General features: G+C 69.6%; 17 protein-coding genes. 9 read left to right on the forward strand and 8 right to left on the reverse strand.

Annotated elements, in window-relative coordinates:
• Positions 1-89: 89 nt before the first annotated feature.
• The gene (locus ACIA8E_RS12845; protein ID WP_399297328.1) at positions 90-1,097 is read right to left on the reverse strand and encodes a zinc-binding alcohol dehydrogenase; all 1,008 of its coding nucleotides are present in this window, start codon (positions 1,095-1,097) and stop codon (positions 90-92) included.
• A 113-nt stretch (positions 1,098-1,210) separates the two neighbouring features.
• Between ACIA8E_RS12845 and ACIA8E_RS12850 the strand changes: the two genes are divergently transcribed.
• Positions 1,211-1,969, forward strand: a complete 759-nt coding sequence (locus ACIA8E_RS12850) for a CDP-alcohol phosphatidyltransferase family protein (protein WP_399297330.1) — start codon at positions 1,211-1,213, stop codon at positions 1,967-1,969.
• Positions 1,970-1,985: 16 nt separating this feature from the next.
• Here ACIA8E_RS12850 and ACIA8E_RS12855 read toward each other — a convergent pair whose 3' ends face one another.
• The 6 genes from ACIA8E_RS12855 to ACIA8E_RS12880 form a co-directional block, all read right to left on the reverse strand.
• Entirely contained in the window at positions 1,986-3,710 is a 1,725-nt protein-coding gene (locus ACIA8E_RS12855; protein WP_399297332.1) for an ArnT family glycosyltransferase, read from the reverse strand.
• Positions 3,711-3,822: 112 nt separating this feature from the next.
• Entirely contained in the window at positions 3,823-5,460 is a 1,638-nt protein-coding gene (locus ACIA8E_RS12860) for a sulfatase (protein WP_399297334.1), read from the reverse strand.
• 493 nt (positions 5,461-5,953) lie between these two features.
• Positions 5,954-7,561 (reverse strand): MDR family MFS transporter, encoded by a 1,608-nt coding sequence (locus tag ACIA8E_RS12865; protein ID WP_399297336.1) that lies wholly within the window; start codon positions 7,559-7,561, stop codon positions 5,954-5,956.
• Between the two features lie 57 nt (positions 7,562-7,618).
• Positions 7,619-8,224: a TetR family transcriptional regulator gene (locus ACIA8E_RS12870; protein ID WP_399297337.1), complete on the reverse strand. Its 606-nt coding sequence runs from the start codon at positions 8,222-8,224 to the stop codon at positions 7,619-7,621.
• Between the two features lie 209 nt (positions 8,225-8,433).
• Positions 8,434-8,715 carry a hypothetical protein gene (locus ACIA8E_RS12875; protein WP_399297339.1) on the reverse strand — a complete coding sequence of 94 codons (282 nt, stop codon included), beginning with the start codon at positions 8,713-8,715 and terminating at the stop codon, positions 8,434-8,436.
• 109 nt (positions 8,716-8,824) lie between these two features.
• Positions 8,825-10,000: a thiolase family protein gene (locus ACIA8E_RS12880; protein ID WP_399297340.1), complete on the reverse strand. Its 1,176-nt coding sequence runs from the start codon at positions 9,998-10,000 to the stop codon at positions 8,825-8,827.
• A 146-nt stretch (positions 10,001-10,146) separates the two neighbouring features.
• Between ACIA8E_RS12880 and ACIA8E_RS12885 the strand changes: the two genes are divergently transcribed.
• From ACIA8E_RS12885 to ACIA8E_RS12920, 8 genes are all read left to right on the forward strand, one after another.
• A complete protein-coding gene (locus ACIA8E_RS12885; RefSeq protein ID WP_399297342.1) occupies positions 10,147-11,304 on the forward strand; it encodes an acyl-CoA dehydrogenase family protein in 1,158 nt (385 codons plus the stop codon).
• A 23-nt stretch (positions 11,305-11,327) separates the two neighbouring features.
• On the forward strand, positions 11,328-12,092 hold the full coding sequence (locus tag ACIA8E_RS12890) for an SDR family NAD(P)-dependent oxidoreductase (protein WP_399297344.1): 765 nt from the start codon (positions 11,328-11,330) through the stop codon (positions 12,090-12,092).
• Positions 12,093-12,129: 37 nt separating this feature from the next.
• Positions 12,130-12,897, forward strand: coding sequence for a 3-oxoacyl-ACP reductase FabG (gene fabG, locus ACIA8E_RS12895; protein ID WP_399297345.1), 768 nt, complete (start codon positions 12,130-12,132; stop codon positions 12,895-12,897).
• Between the two features lie 134 nt (positions 12,898-13,031).
• Positions 13,032-14,573, forward strand: a complete 1,542-nt coding sequence (locus tag ACIA8E_RS12900; protein ID WP_399297346.1) for an AMP-binding protein — start codon at positions 13,032-13,034, stop codon at positions 14,571-14,573.
• 14 nt (positions 14,574-14,587) lie between these two features.
• Positions 14,588-15,370: an enoyl-CoA hydratase/isomerase family protein gene (locus ACIA8E_RS12905; protein WP_399297347.1), complete on the forward strand. Its 783-nt coding sequence runs from the start codon at positions 14,588-14,590 to the stop codon at positions 15,368-15,370.
• A 30-nt stretch (positions 15,371-15,400) separates the two neighbouring features.
• Entirely contained in the window at positions 15,401-16,522 is a 1,122-nt protein-coding gene (locus ACIA8E_RS12910; protein WP_399297349.1) for an acyl-CoA dehydrogenase family protein, read from the forward strand.
• On the forward strand, positions 16,519-17,499 hold the full coding sequence (locus ACIA8E_RS12915; protein ID WP_399297351.1) for an acyl-CoA dehydrogenase family protein: 981 nt from the start codon (positions 16,519-16,521) through the stop codon (positions 17,497-17,499). The genes ACIA8E_RS12910 and ACIA8E_RS12915 overlap by 4 nt, the downstream gene beginning before the upstream one ends.
• Positions 17,500-17,557: 58 nt before the next feature.
• Positions 17,558-19,426 carry an alkyl/aryl-sulfatase gene (locus ACIA8E_RS12920; RefSeq protein WP_399297353.1) on the forward strand — a complete coding sequence of 623 codons (1,869 nt, stop codon included), beginning with the start codon at positions 17,558-17,560 and terminating at the stop codon, positions 19,424-19,426.
• Between the two features lie 260 nt (positions 19,427-19,686).
• On the opposite strand, the gene ACIA8E_RS12925 is transcribed toward ACIA8E_RS12920, so the two are convergent.
• Complete coding sequence (locus ACIA8E_RS12925) at positions 19,687-21,387, reverse strand: AMP-binding protein (protein WP_399297355.1); 1,701 nt, start codon at positions 21,385-21,387, stop codon at positions 19,687-19,689.
• Positions 21,388-21,497 lie beyond the last annotated feature (110 nt).

Consider the following 21,497-nt stretch of genomic DNA (forward strand, 5'->3'; position numbering starts at 1 on the left):
CCCATGTGGCCGCTCGCGGCCCTTGTCGTTCAGTACGGCTGGAACATGCTGTGCGTTCACGGCCCGACAGGTTCAATGGCGAGTTTCGTTCAACGTCCAGCAGGAACCCGTGGCACTCGAGTCGTGTCGTACAGCACGCGGTGGCACAACCCGGGAAGATCGCCGTGGCCGATCCTGGCCAGCACCGACGGCAGCTCCTCGAAGGCGCATTCGCCGGTGATCAGTGCGTCGAAGACGGGGTCGGCGAGCAGATCGAGCGAGAGAGCAAGCCGATCGGCGAAGGTACGACGGGAGCTCCGGGCCGGAGACACGGTCCCTACCTGGCTGCCGCGCAGGACCAGACGACCGGAGTGGAAGGCCTCCCCGAGCGACAGGCTGACTCGCCGGTCGCCGTACCAGCTCAGTTCCAGGACCGTGCCCTCCGGGGCGACGAGCTCCAGCGAGCGGGTGAGTCCCCCCTCGGTGGCGCTGGCGTGGACCACGAGGTCGCAGTCGCCCAGGGCATGTTCGGGGAGCGCGAAGTCGACGCCCAGCGCGCCGGCGACGGCGGCGCGGGTGGGATCGGAATCGACCAGCTGGACGCGGACGGCGGGGTACCGGGCGAGAAGCGCGGCGACGGAGCAGCCGATCATGCCTGCTCCGACGACGGCGATCCGGTCGCCGATCAGCGGTGCGGCGTCCCACAAGGCGTTCACCGCCGTCTCCACCGTTCCGGCCAGCACGGCCCGCCTGGCGGGGACGGTGTCCGGCACCGGGGTCACAGCAGTCGCAGGGACGACGTACCGGCTCTGGTGCGGGTAGAGGCAGAAGACCGTACGGCCCACGAGGCGCCCCGGCCCTTCCTCGACAAGGCCGACATTGAGATAGCCGTACTTGACGGGACCGGGGAAATCGCCGTCCTGGAACGGCGCCCGCATCGCGGTGTGCTGACTCTCCGGTACGCCGCCGCGAAAGACGAGACTCTCGGTGCCACGGCTCACACCGGAGAACAGCGTGCGCACCACGACGTCGTCGCCGGCCGGCTCCGGCAGCGGAACATCCCTTATCTCGCCATGGCCGGGGGAGCGGAGCCAGAAGGCGCGTGCGGTGCGCTCCATCGGTGACCTCCTGCTGAACGCTCGGGTGATGGTTTACGTTCTGATGATCGTGAGACCGCGCAAACGTACGCGGCTCTCGGCGAATGTGTCACACGGCAGGAGGGCGGCGCGCGGTGACCCGGAGTAGCACATACAGAACTCGGCTGCTGCGCCCGGAGCCGGCATCGGGGGCGGCCGGGCAGACACTCCTGCTGGTTCTTCTCGGCGTGACAACCGGACTGGGAGCCGCGGGATGGCTGACAGGCCTGGTCTTCGCGGCCGGCGTCTGGGTCATCCTCACACGCGCACTGGACCAGGCAGGCGACGGGCCGTTCGGTCCCGCCAACGGCGTCACCCTGGCCCGCACGACGCTCGTCGGGGGTGTGGCCGCGCTGGTCGCGGATTCCTTCGTGAGCCGACCGCCGGTCGCGGTCCTGGTCGCGCTCGCCACGGTGGCGCTGATCCTCGACGCAGTCGACGGCCAGGTCGCCCGGCGCACCGGGACGACGTCCTCCCTGGGGGCACGCTTCGACATGGAGGTCGACGCCTTCCTCATTCTGGTGCTCAGCGTCCACGTCGCCACGTCGTTGGGTGCGTGGGTGCTGCTGATCGGGGCCATGCGCTACGTATTCGTCATGGCGGCCCGGGTACTGCCGTGGTTGCGTGGGCCCCTTCGTCCGAGCATGGCGCGTAAGACGGTGGCCGCCCTGCAGGGGATCGTTCTTCTCGCGGTCGGCGCCGGGATCATCCCGCGCCTGCCCGCGTATGCAGCAGTCCTCGTGGCACTGGCGCTGCTCGTCTGGTCCTTCGCGCGTGACATCGGGTGGCTGTGGGGCGTCAGGTCCCGTGAGAAGGCAAGGGAGGTCCGGGACACGATGCTCGAAAACGCATGATCGCTGCCTTGCCCGGTCACGTCGTGGAACGGTTGTGAGGGACCTCTTCGCGCTGGGGCCACTTCGCATCGAGTGCCCCGTGCACGCGCGTTGCCCGGCGGTAGATCGTGATCGAGTGGCCCACCTCGTCGATGCGCATGCTGGTGTTGATCAGCGTCGCCAGTCGGTCATCGGCCTTGGCGATCGAGGAGTCCGACACGACGAGGAGCCCGTGAACCTCGCTCGGGGGCACCTTGCGCGGGTCGGACGCGTCGATGCCGTAGAAGGAGGGCACGCCGCTGCCCTTGTAGACGAGCCAGATCTTTTCGTCCGGGTACCGCTGCCGCAGACGGGCGGCCAACCGGCCCAGGTCCTGACCCCAATCGACGTTCGAGTCGTGCAGACGCAGGTGAGTCCTGGCCGGGCCGCCGAACGCCTCGTTGGAGTACGGCAGGTAGTACGGGTACGTCCGCAGCGAGCTCACCGCAACGAACAGGATCAGCGTCGCGGACGCGATGTGCGCCGACCGCCGTCGGAAAGCGGCCACCCCGGCCGCGGCGACTGCCAGGAACATCGGCATGAAGAGGGCGTACCGAACACCGAGATCGCGGGATCCGGTCATGGCCGCGGCCAGCAGCACCACCGTGGGGACCAGCACGTACGGTGCCGCGGACCGCAGCCGGGGCACCGTCACGGTGGCGACGGCACCGGCCAGCCACAGGGCGAGCATGCCCAACGGCGTCTTGATCAGCAGCGCGGTCGGCAGGTAGTACCACAGCGAACCGTGGTAGTGGCGGCCGAACAGGAAGCCGCTCCACGTCATGTTCTCGAAGCCGAACTGGATGCGCATACCGTCCCGGTACGGCTCCGGGAACGGGAGCCGGTCGACGACACGTGCGCGCAGCCCCTGGGTGACCGGCAGGTTCTCGGGACCGGCCCATCGCAACTGCGGGTCGACGGCGAGGTAGGTGGCCCACACCACGGCGATCGCGACGAGCGCCACGACCGATGCGGCCGCCACGCCGAGCATGAGAAGCCGCATCCGCCCGCGGGGTCCGGGGGTGTGCGTCCGGCGCGCGTGGCAGACCGACAGGACGACCAGGAGCAACAGCACCGGAACCGCGGGCAACGCGCTCATCTTCGTGGCCACGGCCGCGCCGAGCGCCCCTCCGGCGAGCGGGAGGCAGAGGCGAGGCCGCCGCCGCGCCCGCCACAGCAACCAGACCGACGTCAGCAGGAAGCCGGCCGCCGGTACGTCAAGTGTGGCCAGCGACCCGTGCGCGATGATGTCGGGCGAGAACGCGTACAGACCGAGCGCCACCAATCCGCCCACGGGGCCGGCGAGGTCACGGGCGAACGCGAGGACGACCAGCCCGAACAGCAGCGTCAGCACGATCACCGGCAACCGCGCCCACAGCATCAGACGCCACGGATCATTGCCCGATTCGTACAGGAGGTGCCGTCCGAGTTCCGTCTGATCGCCGACGAAGGCGCGGTCGAGGCGCGCGTCGGCGAAGGCCGTCCCTGACGCGATGAGCAGCTTGCCCAGCGGCGGATGTTCGGGGTTGTACCGCAGGCTGTGCTGCTGCAGGTAGACCACCGCCGTACCCACGTACACGGGCTCGTCGATGGTCGGGGTCTGCTTCACGGCCGTCGTGACCATCGCGACCGCCATCTCGGCGAGGAGCACGACCACGACGAGTGCGAACAGCAACCGCCGGTGTCTCCGCAGCCCTTCGCCTGCTCGAGCGGCCTGCCGCATCAGTGCGCGAACCGTGCGTTCCTTCTGTCGCGCATCCGGTGTGACGTCGACTGTGCTGTGGCGAGGCGACGCGACATCATGGCTCCACCTGGTCAACGGCTGATGCCTCTGTTCACCGGGTCGGCGGGGACGAATTGGGGCCCGGCCGCGGACCGAAGGCGGTCAGGAAGCGGTCGCGGAAGGTGTCCATTCTCCAGACCGGGGCGGACGGGCCGGGCTTCAGACCGTCCTGCCAGCCCCAGCCGGAAATATGGTCCAGCACGGCCGGATCGCGGGCGACGATCGCGACCGGTACGTCCCGGCCGAACTTGCCGCCGGTGACGGTCGTCACCGGCTGATGGTCGCCGAGGAAGACGAGCACGGTGTTGTCGTCGCCGTACTTCTCCACGTAGGAGATGAGACTGTGCAACGAGTACTCAATGGCACGCCGGTACTCGGTTCGCACCTGGGCGGGGTCCCGCCACACTTCTTTGGGGTCCTTGCCGGCCTTCTTGATGGCGTCGTACGCCGAGCCGTCACCGACCTCGTCCCAGCCGATCATCCTGGGAATGGGTGCCCAGGGATTGTGACTGGAGGCGAGAATGATCTCCGCCATCAATGGGTCACGGCCCGGCTTGCCGTGCTCCAGGCGTTCGAAGGCGGAGAGACTGTACTGGTCGGGTACGGGCGTCCAGCTGAACTTCGGGCCCTTGTACCCGAGCTGCCGGGAGTCGTGGATGTTGTCGAGGCCGAAGAACTTCCCCTCCGGCCAGGCCCGGGTGACGCCCGGCATGATGCCGACCGTCCGCCAGGCGTCGGCGCGCCGGAAGGCGCCGGTGAGGGTCAGGCGGTTGCTCGAGGTGACACTGCGATAGCGCTGCTGATTGTCGATCCACAGGCCTGACATGAAGGTGGTGTGGGCCAGCCAGCTGCCACCGCCCGTCGTGGGGGAGGTGAGCCAGCCGCTTCGCGAGGAGAACCCGGCCGCGCTCAGCCGACTGGTCCCGTCCGCGAGCACGGCGTCGACCTGCGACGCCATCGCCGGATCCTCGACTGCGGAGCGGCCGTAGCTTTCGATGAAGGTGAAGATGACATCCTTGCCGCGCAGCCCGGTCAGCAGCTGGTCGGCCGGGGTGTCGCCGAAGGCATCGACGGCGGACTCCTTTTCGAACTCCCGCTCGTCCTTGAGGCCTGCACGCACCGAGCCGGCACGGTCCTCGACGAGGGTGGCCGCGTTCCTGGAAGCGACCGGCACGCCGGCGATCTGCGTGCCGAGCGCCGTGAAGGTGATCCAGGCGGTCCCGAGCACCAAGGTGGTACGGGTCGCCACGGCGCTGTGCCGTGCCAGGAGGCGGCTCAGCCGGACCACGGCCAGCGTCATGAAGGCGAGCAGGGCGAGAGCGAGGGCCGCGATCCCGATCATCGCACCGATCGCGTCGGCCCGGCCGACCGAGTCCCTGAGGAAGGCTTCGGCGTCGTCGAGCAGGATCCAGTCGAGTACCGGATCGAACGGCCGGTCGAGACTCGCGTAGAAACCCATGTCGAGGAACTTCAGGATGGTCAGCAGGCCGAGGCCCACCCCGGCGAGTACCGCCACCACCCGCCTCGGCTTCGGCGGCAGGACGAGCAGTACGGCGACGCCGAGGATCCCCTCCACCGGAATGCGGGCGAATGCGCCGGGCGTGAGTCGGCTGATCTGGTTCGGGAGGAGCAGAGCGAAGAGCACGAGCGCGGTGGCCAGGGCAGTGGTCGCCCACGCCACGCTCCGCACCGCGACCGGCCGCCTGTCCCACCGGCCGCGGGCGACGGCCTCGCCAGGGCCGTCACTTGCGGCGCCGGCCGGGCCCGCGGCGTCACCGTCCGGGACGTGCTCCGGGGAACCGTCCCTCGTCGGGCCCCCCTCCGTGCGTGCGCTATCCGTTCGGGGCGGGACTGGAGCGCGGTCAGGGTGCGACACCCGAAGATCCTTCCGTACGAAGCCAGGCGGTGGCACGGCGGACCAGGTTGGGGGGCCGGGTTCCGCCACCCATCATGTACGGCTTGGAGGCGGATCCAGTTCAAGCAAGCACTGTGGTTGCGTGGGAGGGGTGAACGCGTCGTCGGTTCGGGGGCATCCGGTTTGTTCGTACCTTGGACGAGAAGGAGCCTGGCCGCCGTGCGCGCGACGTCCTCACGCGCACGCATCGTGCGTGTCCGCAGATTCTGTCCGGGCACGGCGGCCAGGCTCTTCGAACTCGGTGTGTGTACCTGTCCCTATGGCGCGCTCAGTGCAACGGGGCAGCCGGCGCCTTTGCCGCGGCGGCGTTTTCCTCCGCGAGCCGTTCCATGCCGCTCTGCGTCCTGAGCGGCTTCTCCTTGATGAACAGCACCGCGATCAGCGCGAGAAACGCGAAGGGGGCTCCGATCAGGAAGACATCCGCGGTCGCTACCCCGTACGCATGCTCGACCACCTGCCGGGCCGGTTCGGGAAGTGCGGCGAGGTCGGGGACTCCGTGCCCGGCGCCCCCGTTGTCCGCCGCCCCGCCGAAGCCCTTCTCCATCTCGCTCGCCACCCGGTGGCCGAGCACGGCGCCCAGCGCGCTCGTGCCGATCGCCCCACCGAGGCTGCGGAAGAACGAGAGCACCGAGGTCGCTGCGCCGAGCTCCGACGCGGGTACGTCGTTCTGAGCTGCCAGCACCAGGTTCTGCATCAGCATGCCGACGCCGACGCCGAGTACCACCATGTAGATGCTGAGCAGTCCGAACGAGGAGTCCGCGCTGATAGTGGCCAGCAGGCCCATGCCCGCGGTCATGATGATGCCGCCCGCGATCAGGAATCCCTTCCACTTGCCCCGGGCGGAGATGATCTGCCCGGCGACGGTCGTGGAGACCATCAGACCGAGGATCATCGGCAGGCTCATCAGACCTGCGATGGTCGGTGACTTGCCGAGCGAGATCTGGAAGTACTGGGAGAGGAACACCGTGCCGCCGAACATGGCCACGCCGACCAGCAGGCTCGCCACCGTCGTCAGCGCAACGGTGCGGTTACGGAAGATGTCCAGCGGGATGATCGGTTCCTGGACCCTGGATTCGACCAGGACCGCCGCAACCAGCAGGACCACACCGGCGGAGACCAGAGCGGCGGTCTGCCACGACGCCCAGTCGAACCGGTTGCCTGCGAGGGTCACCCACAGCAGCAGTGCGCTGACCCCGCTCATGATGAGGACGGCACCGAGATAGTCGATCTTCACCTCTCTGCGGACCGTGGGCAGCTTCAGGGTCAGCTGGAGCAGCACGATCGCGAGCAGGGCGAACGGCACACCGATGAAGAAGCACCAGCGCCAGCCCAGCCAGGAGGTGTCCACGAGGACGCCGCCGATGAGCGGTCCCGCGACGGTGCCGACGGCGAAGACGGCGCCGAAGATGCCGGAATAGCGGCCGAGTTCACGCGGCGGAATGACCGCCGCCATCACGACCTGGGCGAGCGCGGTGAGACCGCCCGCGCCGATGCCCTGCACCACTCGGCTCACGATGAGCAGGCCGACGCTGTGCGAGAAGCCGGCGACGAGCGAGCCGACGATGAACATCGAGAGCGAAAGCTGGATGAGCAGCTTCTTGTCGTAGAGGTCGGACAGCTTGCCCCAGATCGGGACGGTCGCCGTCATCGCCAGAAGCTCGGCGGTGACCACCCAGGTGTACGAGGACTGGCTGCCGTGCAGATCGGCAATGATCCTGGGAAGGGCGTTGGAGACCACGGTGGAGGCCAGGATGGCCACGAACATGCCGGCCATCAGGCCCGACATGGCCTGGAGTATGTGACGACGCGTCATGGCCGGTGCAGCCCCCTCGGGCGCACCGACGGTACCGGCTTCGGGTGTGGCGGCAGCGGTCATCGGCTGACGTTCCTCATTCTCTGGTGAAGGGCCCCTGGTAGGGGGTTCGGATGTGCTTCAGTCGCTCAGACCGTCGGTCAGCGAGGCGAACGCCTCGCTGTAGATGCTCTGGAACGTGCGGGTACGGCCGGAGGCCACCCAGAGCTCGACGGCGGCGCGCACGGCAGCGATCGTCACGTGCGTGAGAAGTCGGGGGTGGAGATCGGACTCGGGATCCTGGCCGAGGCGCTCGGCCACGACAGCGACCAGTGCGCGTTCGTCCGCGCCCTGGGCGGCCAGGAATCCGGGCAGCAGCGAAGGACTCTTCCTGAGCGCGGCCGTCTGGAGTTCCCAGCGTTCGTGATCCTCCTCGATATGGGCGAGTTCCTGGCCGATCGCCTCGCGCAGAGCATGGAGTGCCGAGAGTTCCTTCGGCGCGTTGAGTACCGCCCGACGGGCCCGCTCGGCGGTGTCGGGGTCGGGTCGGGTGACCGCGTCTTCCAGGCACGGGAAGTAGTTGAAGAAGGTGCGCGCAGAGACGCCGACCGCATCGGTGACCGCTTCCACGGTCACGTTCTCGATTCCGCGGTCCGCGGCCATGCGCAGCGCCACGTCCGCGAGGGCGTCACGTGTCGCACGCTTCTTACGTTCACGCAGCCCGAGTGGCATGTCGTCGACACTCATAAAGATGCATGCTATGCAATTTTGCGGGGTGTGCAAAATTCTGGCCGGAGGGAGCTGTGGAGGCCCTGAGGGGCCCCTGGCCGGCGGCTCTCCGGCGGATGGCGCGAAGCGGGGCATCGATGCTCCGAGTCGGAGCGTGGGTGAGGCATCGGCCGCCTTCGTCGTACTGCGGCCGGGCGTCAAGGAGACGAGGGCGTCCGACTCCGTCTTCACGCACTGACGTTGGACGCCCTCGTCCCATGTGCGCTGCAGCCCCGCCGATCACCGCAGGGGGTGAGGGCGGGGCGGTCGCTGGTCGCGCGGCTGGAGTGTCCCAGCCCCTGAGCGTCCACGCCCAGCGGGGCGAGTGCGCGGGCGACGGCTTCCGTACGGCCCGCCGTCCACGGAGCCACCATGTCGGTGCCGGGGGCGGCAGGGACTGTGGGTAGCGGGCGCAGGTAGCCGGCGGGGCCGTACGCGGGCACGGTCAGGTCGTAGATGCCGGGTCGCATCCACCGGCAGAGGCGGTCTCCGGGAGCACGCCAACCGTCTCATCGAGCAGTCGATGAAGGGGTCGGACCGGGTCAACCAAGGCGAGGCGCCGGCAGAGTGAGCCGGACTTCAGAGGAGCTCGAGGATCGTCGCGTTGGCCATGCCGCCGGCCTCGCACATGGCCTGCAGGCCGTAGCGGATGTTGTTGTCGCGCATGTGGTGGACCAGTGTGGTCATCAGGCGCGCGCCCGAGCCGCCGAGCGGGTGGCCGATCGCCATGGCGCCGCCGAGCGGGTTCATCAGCTCGTAATCGGCGCCGGTCTCCTTCAGCCAGGCCAGGGTGACCGGGGCGAACGCCTCGTTTATCTCGAAGGCGCCGATGTCGCCGATCGACAGGCCGGAGCGCTTGAGCGCCTTGGCGGTGGCCGGGGCGGGACCGAGGGCCATGGTGACCGGATCGGCCCCGGCGAGAACCGCGGTGTGCACGCGGGCGATCGGGGTCCAGCCGTTCCGCTGCGCGATTTCACCGGTGGTGATGAGCAGCGCGGCGGCGCCGTCGGAGATCTGTGAAGAGTTCCCGGCGCTCACCACGCCGTCCTCCTTGAACGGCGTCTTCAGACCGGCGAGCTTCTCCAGGGTCGAGCCACGCCGCACGCCCTCGTCGGTGTCGAAGACGCGCGTGGTGCCGTCCGGGTCGGTGACCGTGACGGGTGTGATCTGGGAGATGAAGCGCCCCTCGTCGATCGCGCGGGCGGCGCGCTCGTGCGAGTCCAGGGCGTGCTGATCGAGCTGCGTGCGGCTCAGGCCGTACCGCTCTGCGATCAGCTCGGCGCCGACACCCTGGTCGAACTCGCCCTCGCCGCGGGGGAAGTAGCGGTTCAGGACCAGGGGGCCGTACGCCTTGCCGGCCGTCAGGACGCTGCGGGCCGAGCCCATCGGCACCCGGCTCATCGACTCGACGCCGCCGGCGACGGCGATGTCGTACTGGCCGGCGGTGACCAGGCCGGCGGCGAAGTGCACGGACTGCTGGGAGGAGCCGCAGGCGCGCGAGACGGAGACGCCGGGTACGGACTCGGGCCAGCCGGCCGCGAGCGCCGCGAAACGGCCGACGACACCGGCCTGCTCGCCGACCTGGGAGACGGTGCCCCAGACGACGTCGTCGACGGTGCCGGGGTCGAGGCCGTTGCGCTCGGCGAGGGCGGTCAGGACATGGGCGGAGAGATCGACGGCGTGGATACCGGAGAGGGAACCACCGCGCTTGCCGACTGGGGTTCGAACGGCGTCCACGATCACTGCGTCACGCATGGGCTGCTCCTGGTAACGAGGGGGAGGGGTGGCATCAAGTTATTCCAGGCTAACCTCTATGTCCAGGCGAAAGGATCCCTTGACAGTAGGCCCAATGGGGCCCGAAAGTGAAAACCGGCTAACCCATGATCTGGAAAGAGGCAGGCATGCCGTGCACGGTATTCAACGAGGAGCACGAGGCTTTCCGGGCGGTGGTCCGGGAGTTCCTGGCCAAGGAAGCGGTCCCACACCTCCAGGACTGGGTGGCGGCCAAGGCTGTCCCACGCGACTTCTACCGAAAGCTCGGCGAGCTCGGCATCCTCGGCATCGAGGTACCGGAGGAGTTCGGCGGCGGCGCCGAGACCGGCCACCACTTCGGCGCCGTGTTCGCGGAGGAAGTCGCCCGGGCCGGGGCCACTGTCGGCACCGCGATGACGCACGCCAACATCATCCTGCCGTACCTCCTGCACTTCGGTACCGAGGAACAGAAGCAGCGCTGGGTACCGGGCTGTGCCTCGGGCGACATCATGCTCTCGATCGCGATGACCGAGCCCGGCACCGGCTCGGATCTGGCCGGCATCCAGACGAAGGCCGTGCTGTCCGAGGACGGCACCCACTACGTCCTCAACGGAGCCAAGACCTTCATCACCGGCGGTACCCAGTGCGACCTGGTCCTGGTGGTCTGCCGTACGTCGCCCACCCCGGCGGACAACCGCCGCAAGGGTCTGACGATCCTCGTCGTGGACACCGGGAGCGAGGGCTTCACGGTCGGCCGCAGCCTGGACAAGATCGGCCTGCACGCCTCCGACACCGCCGAGCTGTCCTTCACCGACGTCAAGGTGCCGGTCGGGAACGTCCTTGGCGAGGAGGGCGAGGGCTTCTTCTACCTGGGCCGCAACCTCGCGCGCGAGCGACTCGTCATCGCCGTCCAGGCCGCCGCCGCGGCCGACGCCGCCGTGTGCTTCGCCAAGGAGTACACCCAGGACCGCACGGTCTTCGGCAAACCGGTGGCGTCCTTCCAAAACACCAAGTTCGTGCTCGCCGAGTGCGCCACCGAGGCCGAGGCGGCCCGGCTCATGGCGCACGAGGCGCTGGAGCGTGACGCGCAGGGCGAGTTGTCCGCGGACTACGCCGCGATGGCGAAGCTCCTCTGCACCGGGACCGCGAGCCGCGTGATCGACAAGTGCCTTCAGTTGCACGGCGGTTACGGCTACATGCTCGAGTACCCGATCGCCCGCCTGTACGCCGACACCCGCGTCATGCGGATCTACGGCGGCACCAGCGAAGTCATGAAGACCATCATCGCCAAGTCCATCGGCCTCTGAGATTCGAGAAAGGAACCCTCACCATGCAGATCAACGGAGTCTCCGCCGTCATCACCGGTGGCGCATCGGGCCTCGGCCTCGCCACTGCCAAGCGCCTGCTCGAGCAGGGCGCGCACGTCGTCCTGCTCGACCTTCCCACCTCCGCCGGCGAGCAGGTCGCCAAAGAGCTCGGCGAGCGCGCACACTTCGTCGCCGGTGACGTCCGGAGCGCCGACGACGCAGCCCGCGCCGTCGCCACCGCCGCCGACCGGGCGCCACTGCGCATCACGGTCAACTGCGCAGGCCTCGGCAAGGGGGGACGCACGGTCAAGCGCGACGGCACGCCCTACGCGCTCGAGGACTTCGAGTTCGTCGTCGGCGTCAACCTGATCGGCACCTTCAATGTGCTGCGCCTCGCGGCTGCCGAGATGTCCAGGACCGAGGAGGTCGATGGCGAGCGCGGTGTCATCATCAACACCGCCTCCGCCGCGGCGTTCGAGGGCCAGATCGGCCAGTGCGCCTACTCCGCCTCCAAGGGCGGCATCGTCGGCATGACCCTGCCGATCGCCCGTGACCTGGCCGCCGCCAGGATCCGCGTGATGACCATCGCCCCGGGCCTGTTCTCCACCCCGCTCCTGAACAAGAAGCCGCAGGAGTTTCTCGACGCGCTCGGTGCCCAGGTGCCGCACCCCTCGCGCCTCGGTGACCCGTCCGAGTACGCCCAGTTGGCTACCTCGATCATCGAGAACCCCATGCTGAACGGCGAGACGATCCGTCTCGACGGCGCCATCCGCATGGCCCCGAAGTAGAACGCCACCCACCGCTGCTGCCCACAGGGAGTCAACTGTGTCCGAAACCAACCCGGCCCGGAAGGTCGCCGTCGTCACCGGCGCCGCACGGGGCATCGGTGCGGCGACCGCCGCCCGCCTGGCCCGTGACGGCTTCGCCGTCGCCGTGTTCGACCTGGATGAGGCGGCGTGCGCGAGCACCGTCGAGATCATCGAGAAGGACGGCGGCCGTGCCCTCGCCGTCGGCTGCGACGTCTCCGACCCCGAGCAGGCCGAGGCCGGCGTCGCCGAGGTCGTGGCCGAACTCGGCGCCCCCGCCGTGCTGGTGAACAACGCCGGCATCATCCGCGACAACCTCATCTTCAAGATGACCCCACAGGAATTCGACGCCGTCATCGGCGTCCACCTGCGCGGCGCGTTCCTGATGGCCAAGGCCTGCCAGAAGCACATGGTCGACGCCAAGTGGGGACGGATCATCAACATGTCCTCCGCCGCCGCGCTCGGCAACCGGGGCCAGTCCAACTACTCCTCCGCCAAGGCCGGTCTGCAGGCTCTCACCAAGACCCTGGCGATCGAACTCGGCCCGTTCGGCGTCACCTCCAACTGCGTGGCGCCCGGCTTCATCGCCACCGAGATGACCGCGGCCACCGCCGAGCGGATGGGCATCACCTTCGAGGAGTTCACCGGGCGCTACGCCACCAGCATCCCCGTCCGCCGGGTCGGCGCCCCCGAGGACATCGCCCAGGCGGTCTCCTACTTCGCACGCGAGGAGGCCGGCTTCGTCTCCGGCCAGGTCCTCTATGTCGCGGGCGGCCCGAAGGGCTGACGCCCTCAGGGCGTCTCCGACGGATCTCCGCGGCGTCGCGGCCATCCGTCGAACACGCCCTGACCGGGTCCGGTCGGATCCTGCCCACCCCGTACTGCCGCATCCTCTGCCAATGACGATGGAGGGACCCCGTCATGGGTCTGCACCTGCCCGAGGCCATCCGCCTGCACGCACGTGAGCGCGGCTCCTCCGCCGCGCTCACCTCGGAGGGCAGCACCGTCCGGTACGCCGAGCTGGACTCCCGTAGCAACCGGATCGCCCGCGCGCTCCTCGCCGCCGCCCCCGCCGGGTCCCGGATCGGTTTCCTCGCCCGCACTCGCAACGAAGCGGGCGAGATCCTGGTCGGCGCAGCCAAGGCCGGTCTGGTGACGGTGCCGCTCAACTGGCGTCTAGCCGTTCCCGAGTTGATTGCCGTCGCCCGGGACGCCGAGCTGACGTTCCTGCTCGCCGAGCCCGAGTTTCGTGCCGCAGCCGACGCCGTGTGCGCGGCCATGCCGGGCGTGCGCCTCGTCGTGATCGGCCCGTCAGCCGACGACGCCGTACCCGCGTACGAGACCTGGCTCGGCGCCCACCCCGACGACGACCCGGGGCGCGGCACGGCCGCCGACGCCGATGAGGTGTTCCTGCAGATCTACACCTCCGGCACCACCGGTGTCCCCAAGGGCGTCCTGCTCACCCACGGCAACTTCTACGCCGACACGACGGAGCTGGAGGAGTACCTCTGGGAGGCCCGGTCGGTGGCGCTGAATGCCCTGCCGATGTTCCACATCGGGGGCCTGGGCTGGCTGCGCGTCGCGCTCACCGCCGGGGCCAGCAGCCTGATGTTCCCGGACTTCACGCCTGACGCCGCGGCCGAGACCATCGAGCGCGAAGGCGTCACGCACGCCTTCCTCGTCCCCTCGGTGCTGCACATGCTCACGGAGCTGCCCGGGATCGAGAGGCGCAACTTCTCCCGCCTCACACTCATCACCTACGGCTCCGCGCCAATCACCCCGGCGCTGCTGCGCCGCTCGATGGCCCTCTTCGCCTGCCATTTCATGGGCAAGTACGGCCTGACCGAAGGAGGCGGCACGGTCACCCAGCTGCCGCCGGACGACCACGAGGCGGACGGACCCAAGCAGTACCTGCTGAAGTCCGTGGGCAGGCCGCGCCGCGGAGTGGATGTGGTGATCGCCGACACTGCCACCGGCAGCCCGGTCCCGGCCGGGACCCCCGGCGAGATCCGTATCCGTTCCCGGCACAACACCCCCGGCTACTGGAACCGTCCCGAGGAGACCGCGGCCCTGTACGACGCCGACGGCCTGCTGTGCACCGGGGACGGCGGATACCTCGACGAGGACGGATACCTGTTCCTCACCGACCGGATCAAGGACATGATCGTCAGCGGCGGCGAGAACGTCTATCCCGCCGAGGTCGAGTCCGCGCTCGCCGAGCACCCCGCGGTTTCCGAGGCCGCGGTCATCGGTGTGCCGCACGAGGTGTGGGGCGAGGCCGTCACCGCCGTGGTCGTCCTGCGCAAAGGCGTCGTACGCCCCACGGAGCAGGAGCTCATCGACTTCACCAGGCCGCGGATCGCCTCGTACAAAAAGCCCCGCAGGGTGCACTTCGTCGACGAACTGCCCCGCAACCCCAACGGCAAGGTCCTCAAGCGCGAGCTGCGGGCCGGCATCAAGTAGAGAAAGGGACGGCGATGGCCGACCTCGAATACACGGTCCGCGACCACATCGCGACCATCCTGCTCAACCGCCCCGAGCGCAAGAACGCCTTCACCATCGACATGGTGCACACATGGGCCGACTCCCTGATCGAGGCCCAGCGCGACCCGGAGGTGCGGGTGATCGTCGTCACCGGCGCCGACGGCTCCTTCTGCTCCGGCGTGGACCTCTCCGCCTTCAAGGGGGAGGAGCGGCCGCCGTTGGGGGAGAAGGAGCTGCTGACCCAGAACGTGCACCGGGTCGCGCTCGCCCTGGAGGACGTCGACAAGCCGGTGATCGCCGCCGTCGCCGGTCCCGCCGTGGGCGCCGGAATGGACATGGCGCTCCTGTGCGACCTGCGCTTCGCAGGACGCAGCGCCCGCTTCTCCGAGGGCTACATCAAGATCGGCCTGGTCCCCGGCGACGGCGGCTGCTGGCTGCTGCCCCGGGCCGTCGGCACCTCCACCGCCCTGCGCATGCTGTGGACCGGTGACTTCGTCGGCGCCGACGAGGCGCTGCGCATCGGCCTGGCGGACGAAGTGCACGAGGACGAGGAGCTGATGGACGCCGTGTACGCGTATGCCACCCGGCTCGCCGAGCGACCGCCGGCCGCGATCCGCACCATCAAGCGCGCCGTCCGCCAAGGCGCCCGCCACGACCTGCGGACCGCCCTCGACCTGATCTCGTCCCACATGGCCGTGATCACCTCGACCGAGGACTCCGCCGAGGCGTTCGCAGCCTTCCAGGAGATGCGCCCCGGCGTCTTCAACGGCCGCTGAACCCCTCGCCGCTACGCCCGAAAGGCCATCATGGACCACTCCCCAGGAACGGACTCCTGCGCCCGACTGCGCGACCAGGTCCGGCAGTTGACCGCCGAGTGGCGGGACGCCGGACGTTACGTCCCCCGCAGTGACTCCTGGCTGCGCTCCTTCGACCCGGAGTTCAGCAAGGAGCTCGCAGCCCGCGGCCTCATCGCGATGACGTACCCGAAGGAGTTCGGCGGCGCCGCGCGCACCAACGTCGAGCGCCTCGCCGTCACCGAGGAACTGCTGCGCGCAGGAGCCCCCGTTGCCGCCCACTGGATCGGCGACCGGCAGATCGGCCCCGCGGTCCTGCGCCACGGCACGCGCGAGCTCCAGGAGGAGATCGTGCCGAAGATCGCCTCCGGCGAGGCCGTGTTCTGCCTGGGCATGAGCGAGCCGGAGGCCGGATCCGACCTGGCCTCCGTGAGGACCACCGCGGATCCCACAGACGGCGGCTGGCTGGTCAACGGCCACAAGATCTGGACCACCCAGGCCCACCACGCCACCCACGCCTACCTCCTCGCCCGCACCTCGCGCGAGGAACGGAAGCACGAGGGGCTCAGCGAATTCGTCCTCGACATGGACGCCGAGGGGGTGTCGGTCACCCCGATCGTCGACCTCGCGGGTGAGCACCACTTCAACGAGGTGCGCTTCGAGAACGTCTTCGTGCCCGCCCACCGCCTCATCGGCGAAGCCGGCCAGGGATGGAAGCAGGTCGTCGAGCAGCTCTCCTTCGAGCGCGGCGGCGCCGAGCGCTCCCTTTCCAGCTACCCCGTCCTCGTGGAGCTGATCGCCGCAGCCGCCCGAGACCAGGACGACCGCGAGCTGCACGCGCTGCTCGGCTCCCTCGTCGCCCGCCTCGCGGTCCTTCGCCGGCTCTGCTTCGAGGTCGCAGGCGCCATGGACGCGGGCCGGGCCCCCGTTCAGCAGGCCGCGGCCCTGAAGTTCCTCGGCAACGCCTTCGAACACGACGTCATCGAGGCACTGCGCCGCACCGACCTCTGCCAGGACCCCGCCTTCGGCTCCGTCTTCGGTCAGGCGCTGCTCGCCTCTCCGGCCTTCAGCCTGCGCGGCGGCGCGGCCGAGGTGCTGCTCTCCCTCATCGCCCGCCAGGAGGCCCGCTCATGAGCCAGTTCACCGACGAACTGCGCAGCCTGGTCGACGACCTGGCCGCATCCGGCAAGCCCGAACTGTGGGACAGCCTGGTCGGGTCGGGACTTCCCCGGGTCGGCATCGACGAGGACAAGGGCGGCTCCGGCGGCTCCCTCGACGATCTCCTCGTGGTGGTCGAGTCCCTCGGCGGGCACGGCATCGGCGTACCGATCGTCGAGGCGTCCACAGCGGACTGGGTCCTCAGCCATGCCGGCGGCCTCGCCGAGGGCCTCACCACGGTCCTGCTGGTCGACGAGGCGCCCGACGCCTCTCCCGGCACCCTCACCGCCGAGCTGACCGCCGTGCCGTGGGCCCGCGACGCCGCGCGTCTGGTGCTGTGCGCGCCCGGCGCCGCGCCGCTCGTCGTCGACCTGGCCCATCCCTCGGTCACCGTGCAGGCCGTGGACAACATCGCCGGAGAGCCTCGCGACACCGTGCTCCTCGCGGGCACGCCCGTCACCGCCGTCGAGGGCGCGCCGGAGCACACCGAGGTCCGCGAGCGCCTTGCCCTGCTGTGGTCGGCCGCCGTGCTCGGCGCCGCTCAGGGCGCGTACCGCCTCACCAAGAAGTACGTCTCCGAGCGAGAGCAGTTCGGCGCACCCCTGCTCAAGATCCCGGCGGTCGCCGGCAACCTGGCCCGGATGCGCGTCCAGCTCGTCCAGGCCGACGCCGCCCTGTCCCTGGCCCGTGAAGCCGCACCGCTCGGCGTCGCCATCGAGATCGTACGGATCACCACGGCCGCAGCGGCCACCGAGATCGCTCAGATCGCACACCAGTTGCACGGCGCGATGGGCATCACGGAGGAGTATCCGCTGCACCGCCTGACCCGCCGCCTCTGGTCCTGGCGCGACGCCGTCGCGTCCGAGCGCCGCTGGGCCGAGAGCCTCGGCAGGCGCGCCGCCGAAGCCGGCGAGACCGGCGTCTGGACGCAGATCACCGCCACCGGTCGATAGAGCCCCGACGCGGACAGCGGCGGCGGTCCGCGTCACCATCTGCGAGGAATGAGTAGCGATGCTTTCCACACCCGAACTCGACTGGGACGACACCACCGATCAGGTCAACGCCACGCGCGGCCTGATCGACAAGCTGGAGCCCTGCGTCGTACACAACGAGGCGGGCCGGGTCGTCTGGGACAACGACCGCTGGGACTTCCTGAACAAGGACGAGTGCCCCGCCACGGTGCACCCGAGCCTGTGGCGGCAGAGCCGGCTCAACACCGTGCAAGGCCTGTTCGAGGTCGTACCCGGCATCTACCAGGTCCGCGGCCTCGACGTCTCCAACATGACGATCATCGAGGGCGAGACCGGTGTGGTCGTCGTCGACCCGCTGACGTCCAGGGAGGTCGCCGCCGAGGCGCTCGGGCTGTACACCCGCAACCGCGGTGAGCGCCCCGTCAAGGCCGTGATCTACACGCACAGCCACGGCGACCACTTCGGCGGTGTCCTCGGAGTCACCACGAACGAGGCGGTGGCTGCCGGGGACTGCCTGGTCATCGCCCCGGACGAGTTCATGCACCACGCGGTCAGCGAGAACATCTTCGCCGGCCCGGCGATGATGCGCCGCGCCGTGTACATGTACGGCCGCTCGCTGCCCGTGGGCGCCGAGGCCTCGGTCGGCTTCGGCCTCGGCCAGGCCCTGTCCACCGGTACCGTCGGCCTCATTGCGCCGACGGACACCGTCACCGGCACCGGCCAGGAGTTCGTCGTCGACGGCGTACGGCTGTTCTTCCAGCTGACGCCGGACACCGAGGCGCCCTCGGAGATGAACTTCTACCTGCCGGACCACCGAGTCCTGCTCATCGCCGAGAACGTCAACCACTCGCTGCACAACGTCCTCACCCTGCGCGGCGCCCAGGTTCGCGACGCCCACGCCTGGGCGTCGTACATCACCGAGTCGATCAGGCTCTTCGACCGGGCCGAGGTGCTCATCGGCTCCCACAACTGGCCGACGTGGGGCAACGACGAGGTGATGCGGATGCTTGCCGAGCAGCGCGACGCCTACGCGTACATCCACGACCAGACCGTCCGGCTGATGAACCAGGGGCTCACCGGCCCCGAGATCGCCGAGGAGATCCAGTCCTTCCCCGGCCAACTGGCGCGGGCCTGGAGCGTGCGCGGCTATTACGGGTCCATCAGCCACAACGTCAAGGCGGTCTACCAGCGCTATATGGGCTGGTACGACGGCAATCCGGCGCATCTGTGGCAGCACCCGCCGGTCGAGCAGGCCAAGCGGTACGTCGCGGCCATCGGCGGCGCGGAGGCCACCGTCGCCACGGCCCGCGAGGCGTTCGAGGCCGGCGATCTGCGCTGGGCCGCCGAACTGCTCAACCACGTGCTGTTCGCTGAGCCGGAGCACCTCTCGGCACGCGAACTGCAGATCGCCTCCTACGAGCGGCTCGGCTTCGCCCAGGAGAACGGCACCTGGCGCAACATCTACCTCACCGGCGCCAAGGAGCTCCGTGAGGCAGGCCAGGGGACCCGCCGGACCGGAGCTCCCGGCAAGGAGAGCGTCGAGATGCTCGCCGCCCTCGCCACCGGGCAGATCTTCGAGTCCATGGCGGTCCGCCTCGACGGGCCCCGGGCGGCGGCCCACCGGCTGCTGCTGCGCTGGGAGTTCACCGACACCGACGAGGTGTTCACGCTTCTCGTCGGCAACGGCGTGCTCACCCCGATGAAGGGAGACGCGCCCGGCGGGGAGGCTCCGCAGCTGACCCTGCGACTGGAGCGGGCCGTGCTGAACATGGTGCTCGCTCAGCGCACCACCTTCACGGAGGCGATCGGTTCGGGTGCGATAACGGTGGAGGGCGATGTCACCGTCCTCGCCACCTTCCACGGCCTCCTGGAGAAGCCGGCGCGCAACTTCCCGATCGCCCTGCCGTAACGAACGCTCCACAACACCGGGGCCCGCGTCTAGCGGACCCCGGTGCTTTTCTGTCTCTGCAAACTCTCGTGATCGAGTACGGGAATCCCGGCATGAGCACGAACCAGCGCGTCGACCGCCATCAGGACCGTGTCCCAGGCCGAAGAGGAAGCGGAGGCGTTCCACCTCGCATGGCTCGAATCGGGTGACGGTGTGACAGAGCGCCAAACGGCGGGGCCGGGCAGAGCGACCACTCTGCCCGGCCCCGCCGTGAATGCCCGTCAGGAGTCGGTCGCCCGCCTGCGCAGCTCCGTCTTGAGGATCTTGCCCGTCGCCGAGAGCGGCAGCTCGTCCACGACCACCAGGTCACGGATCCGCTGGTACGGGGCGACACGCGCCGCGACGTACGCCATCAGCTCCTCGGCGATCGCTGCCCGATCCGGAGTCTCCGCTTCGGCCTTCACGGAGACGAACGCGACCGGGATCTCGCCGTGCTCCGGATGCGGCCGGCCCACGACGGACGCCTGGGCGACCGCCGGATGCTCACGCAGGATGTTCTCCAGCGGGCCGGGGTACACGTTGTACCCCTTGTAGATGAGCATGTCCTTCGCCCGGCCGACCAGGGACAGCCAGCCCTGCTCGTCGATCGTGCCGAGGTCACCGGTGCGCAGCCAGCCGTCCACGTACTGCACCGCGGTGAGTTCGGGATGGCCGAGGTAGCCCGCCGTGACCTGCGGACCCCGGACCCAGACCTCGCCCTTCCGGCCCGGCGCCACCGGGGTGACACCGTCCATCTCCCGGATCTCGATCTCGGTGTCGAAGAGTGCCAGGCCGGTGCTGCCCTCCGGGCGTGGCATCGAGCGGTCCAGCGGGCTGATCGAGACACCCATGGTCGCCTCCGTCAGTCCGTAACCGTCGCTGACGACGGCGTTCGGGAAAACCTCGGCGAGCTCCGCGGCCGCGGCCGGATTGATGGGTGCCGAGCCGCTGCTGACCAGCCGTACACACGCCAGGTCGCGCTCCCGTACGTCCGGTACGGCGAGAACGGCGTGGCACAGCGCGGGGGAGCCGGTGACGGCGTGGACGCCCAACCGCTCGATGGTGTCCAGGTACCGGACCGCATCGAAGCGGCCGAACACGACGACGGTGAGCCCGGCGACGACGAAGATGCTCTGGCTGACCATGCCCATGCCGTGGAAGAGCGGGGCGATGGAGATCCCGGTCGCGGCGCCGATCGGAATGTGGTGCGGGGTCCGGGCCTCAGCCACATGGCGCAGCGTGATGTGGCCCTGCTCGTCCGTGTGCGGGAGTGCGGCGCTGCGCCAGCACGCCACCTGGAGCACGTTGCTGAAGAGGTTGTGATGCAGGACCCGAACGGCCTTGGGTACGCCCGTCGTGCCGCCGGTGAAGGCGAGGTGAGCGACCGCGTCCCCGTCCACCGCCGTAGCCGGGGCCGCCTCGGCCTTCATCAGCTCGTCGAACTCGACCGTGGGGACCGGGAACCCGACGGGGGCCCGGTCGCCGGCGGGGGCTGCGGCCGTGGCCGGTGCGAGACAGACGCGGCGGACCGCCTCGGAGCCCTCCAGGGCCTCGGACATCTGCGCGGCGACGGAAGGGTGGGTGAAGACCGCGACCGCGCCCGAGTCGTCGAGCTGACGGCGCAGTGCGAGGGGCGGCTGCGTCGGGTTGACCGGCACCACGGCGGCGCCGGCGAGCAGGATGCCGTAGTACGCGACCGTGAACCAGATCGAGTTGGGCATGTGGACGGCGACGGCGTCGCCCGGGGTGATGCCCTGCTCGCGCAGCCCTTGGGCCACCCGCAGGGATCGCTCGTACAGCTCCGCGAAGGTGAGCTGCACATCGCCGTCGATCAGCGCCGCACGGTCGGGGTAGGCATGGGCGGATCCGGCGAGCAGATCCGCGATCGTGCCGTCGGGGTAGTCGAGGGTGCGGGGCATCCCTTGCGGCCAGATGGTGGTCATGGCGGAACTCCTTTGTCCAGTCATGCCCGAGCGTTGCGTCGGGACTGTAGCTGTGGTTCACCTCGGTGCCGTGGAGCTCGACGATGCGGGGCACCGGGGCGTGGGGCGGC

Origin of the sequence: Streptomyces sp. NPDC051664, assembly GCF_044453545.1 — a bacterium.
Classification (GTDB): Bacteria; Actinomycetota; Actinomycetes; order Streptomycetales; family Streptomycetaceae; genus Streptomyces.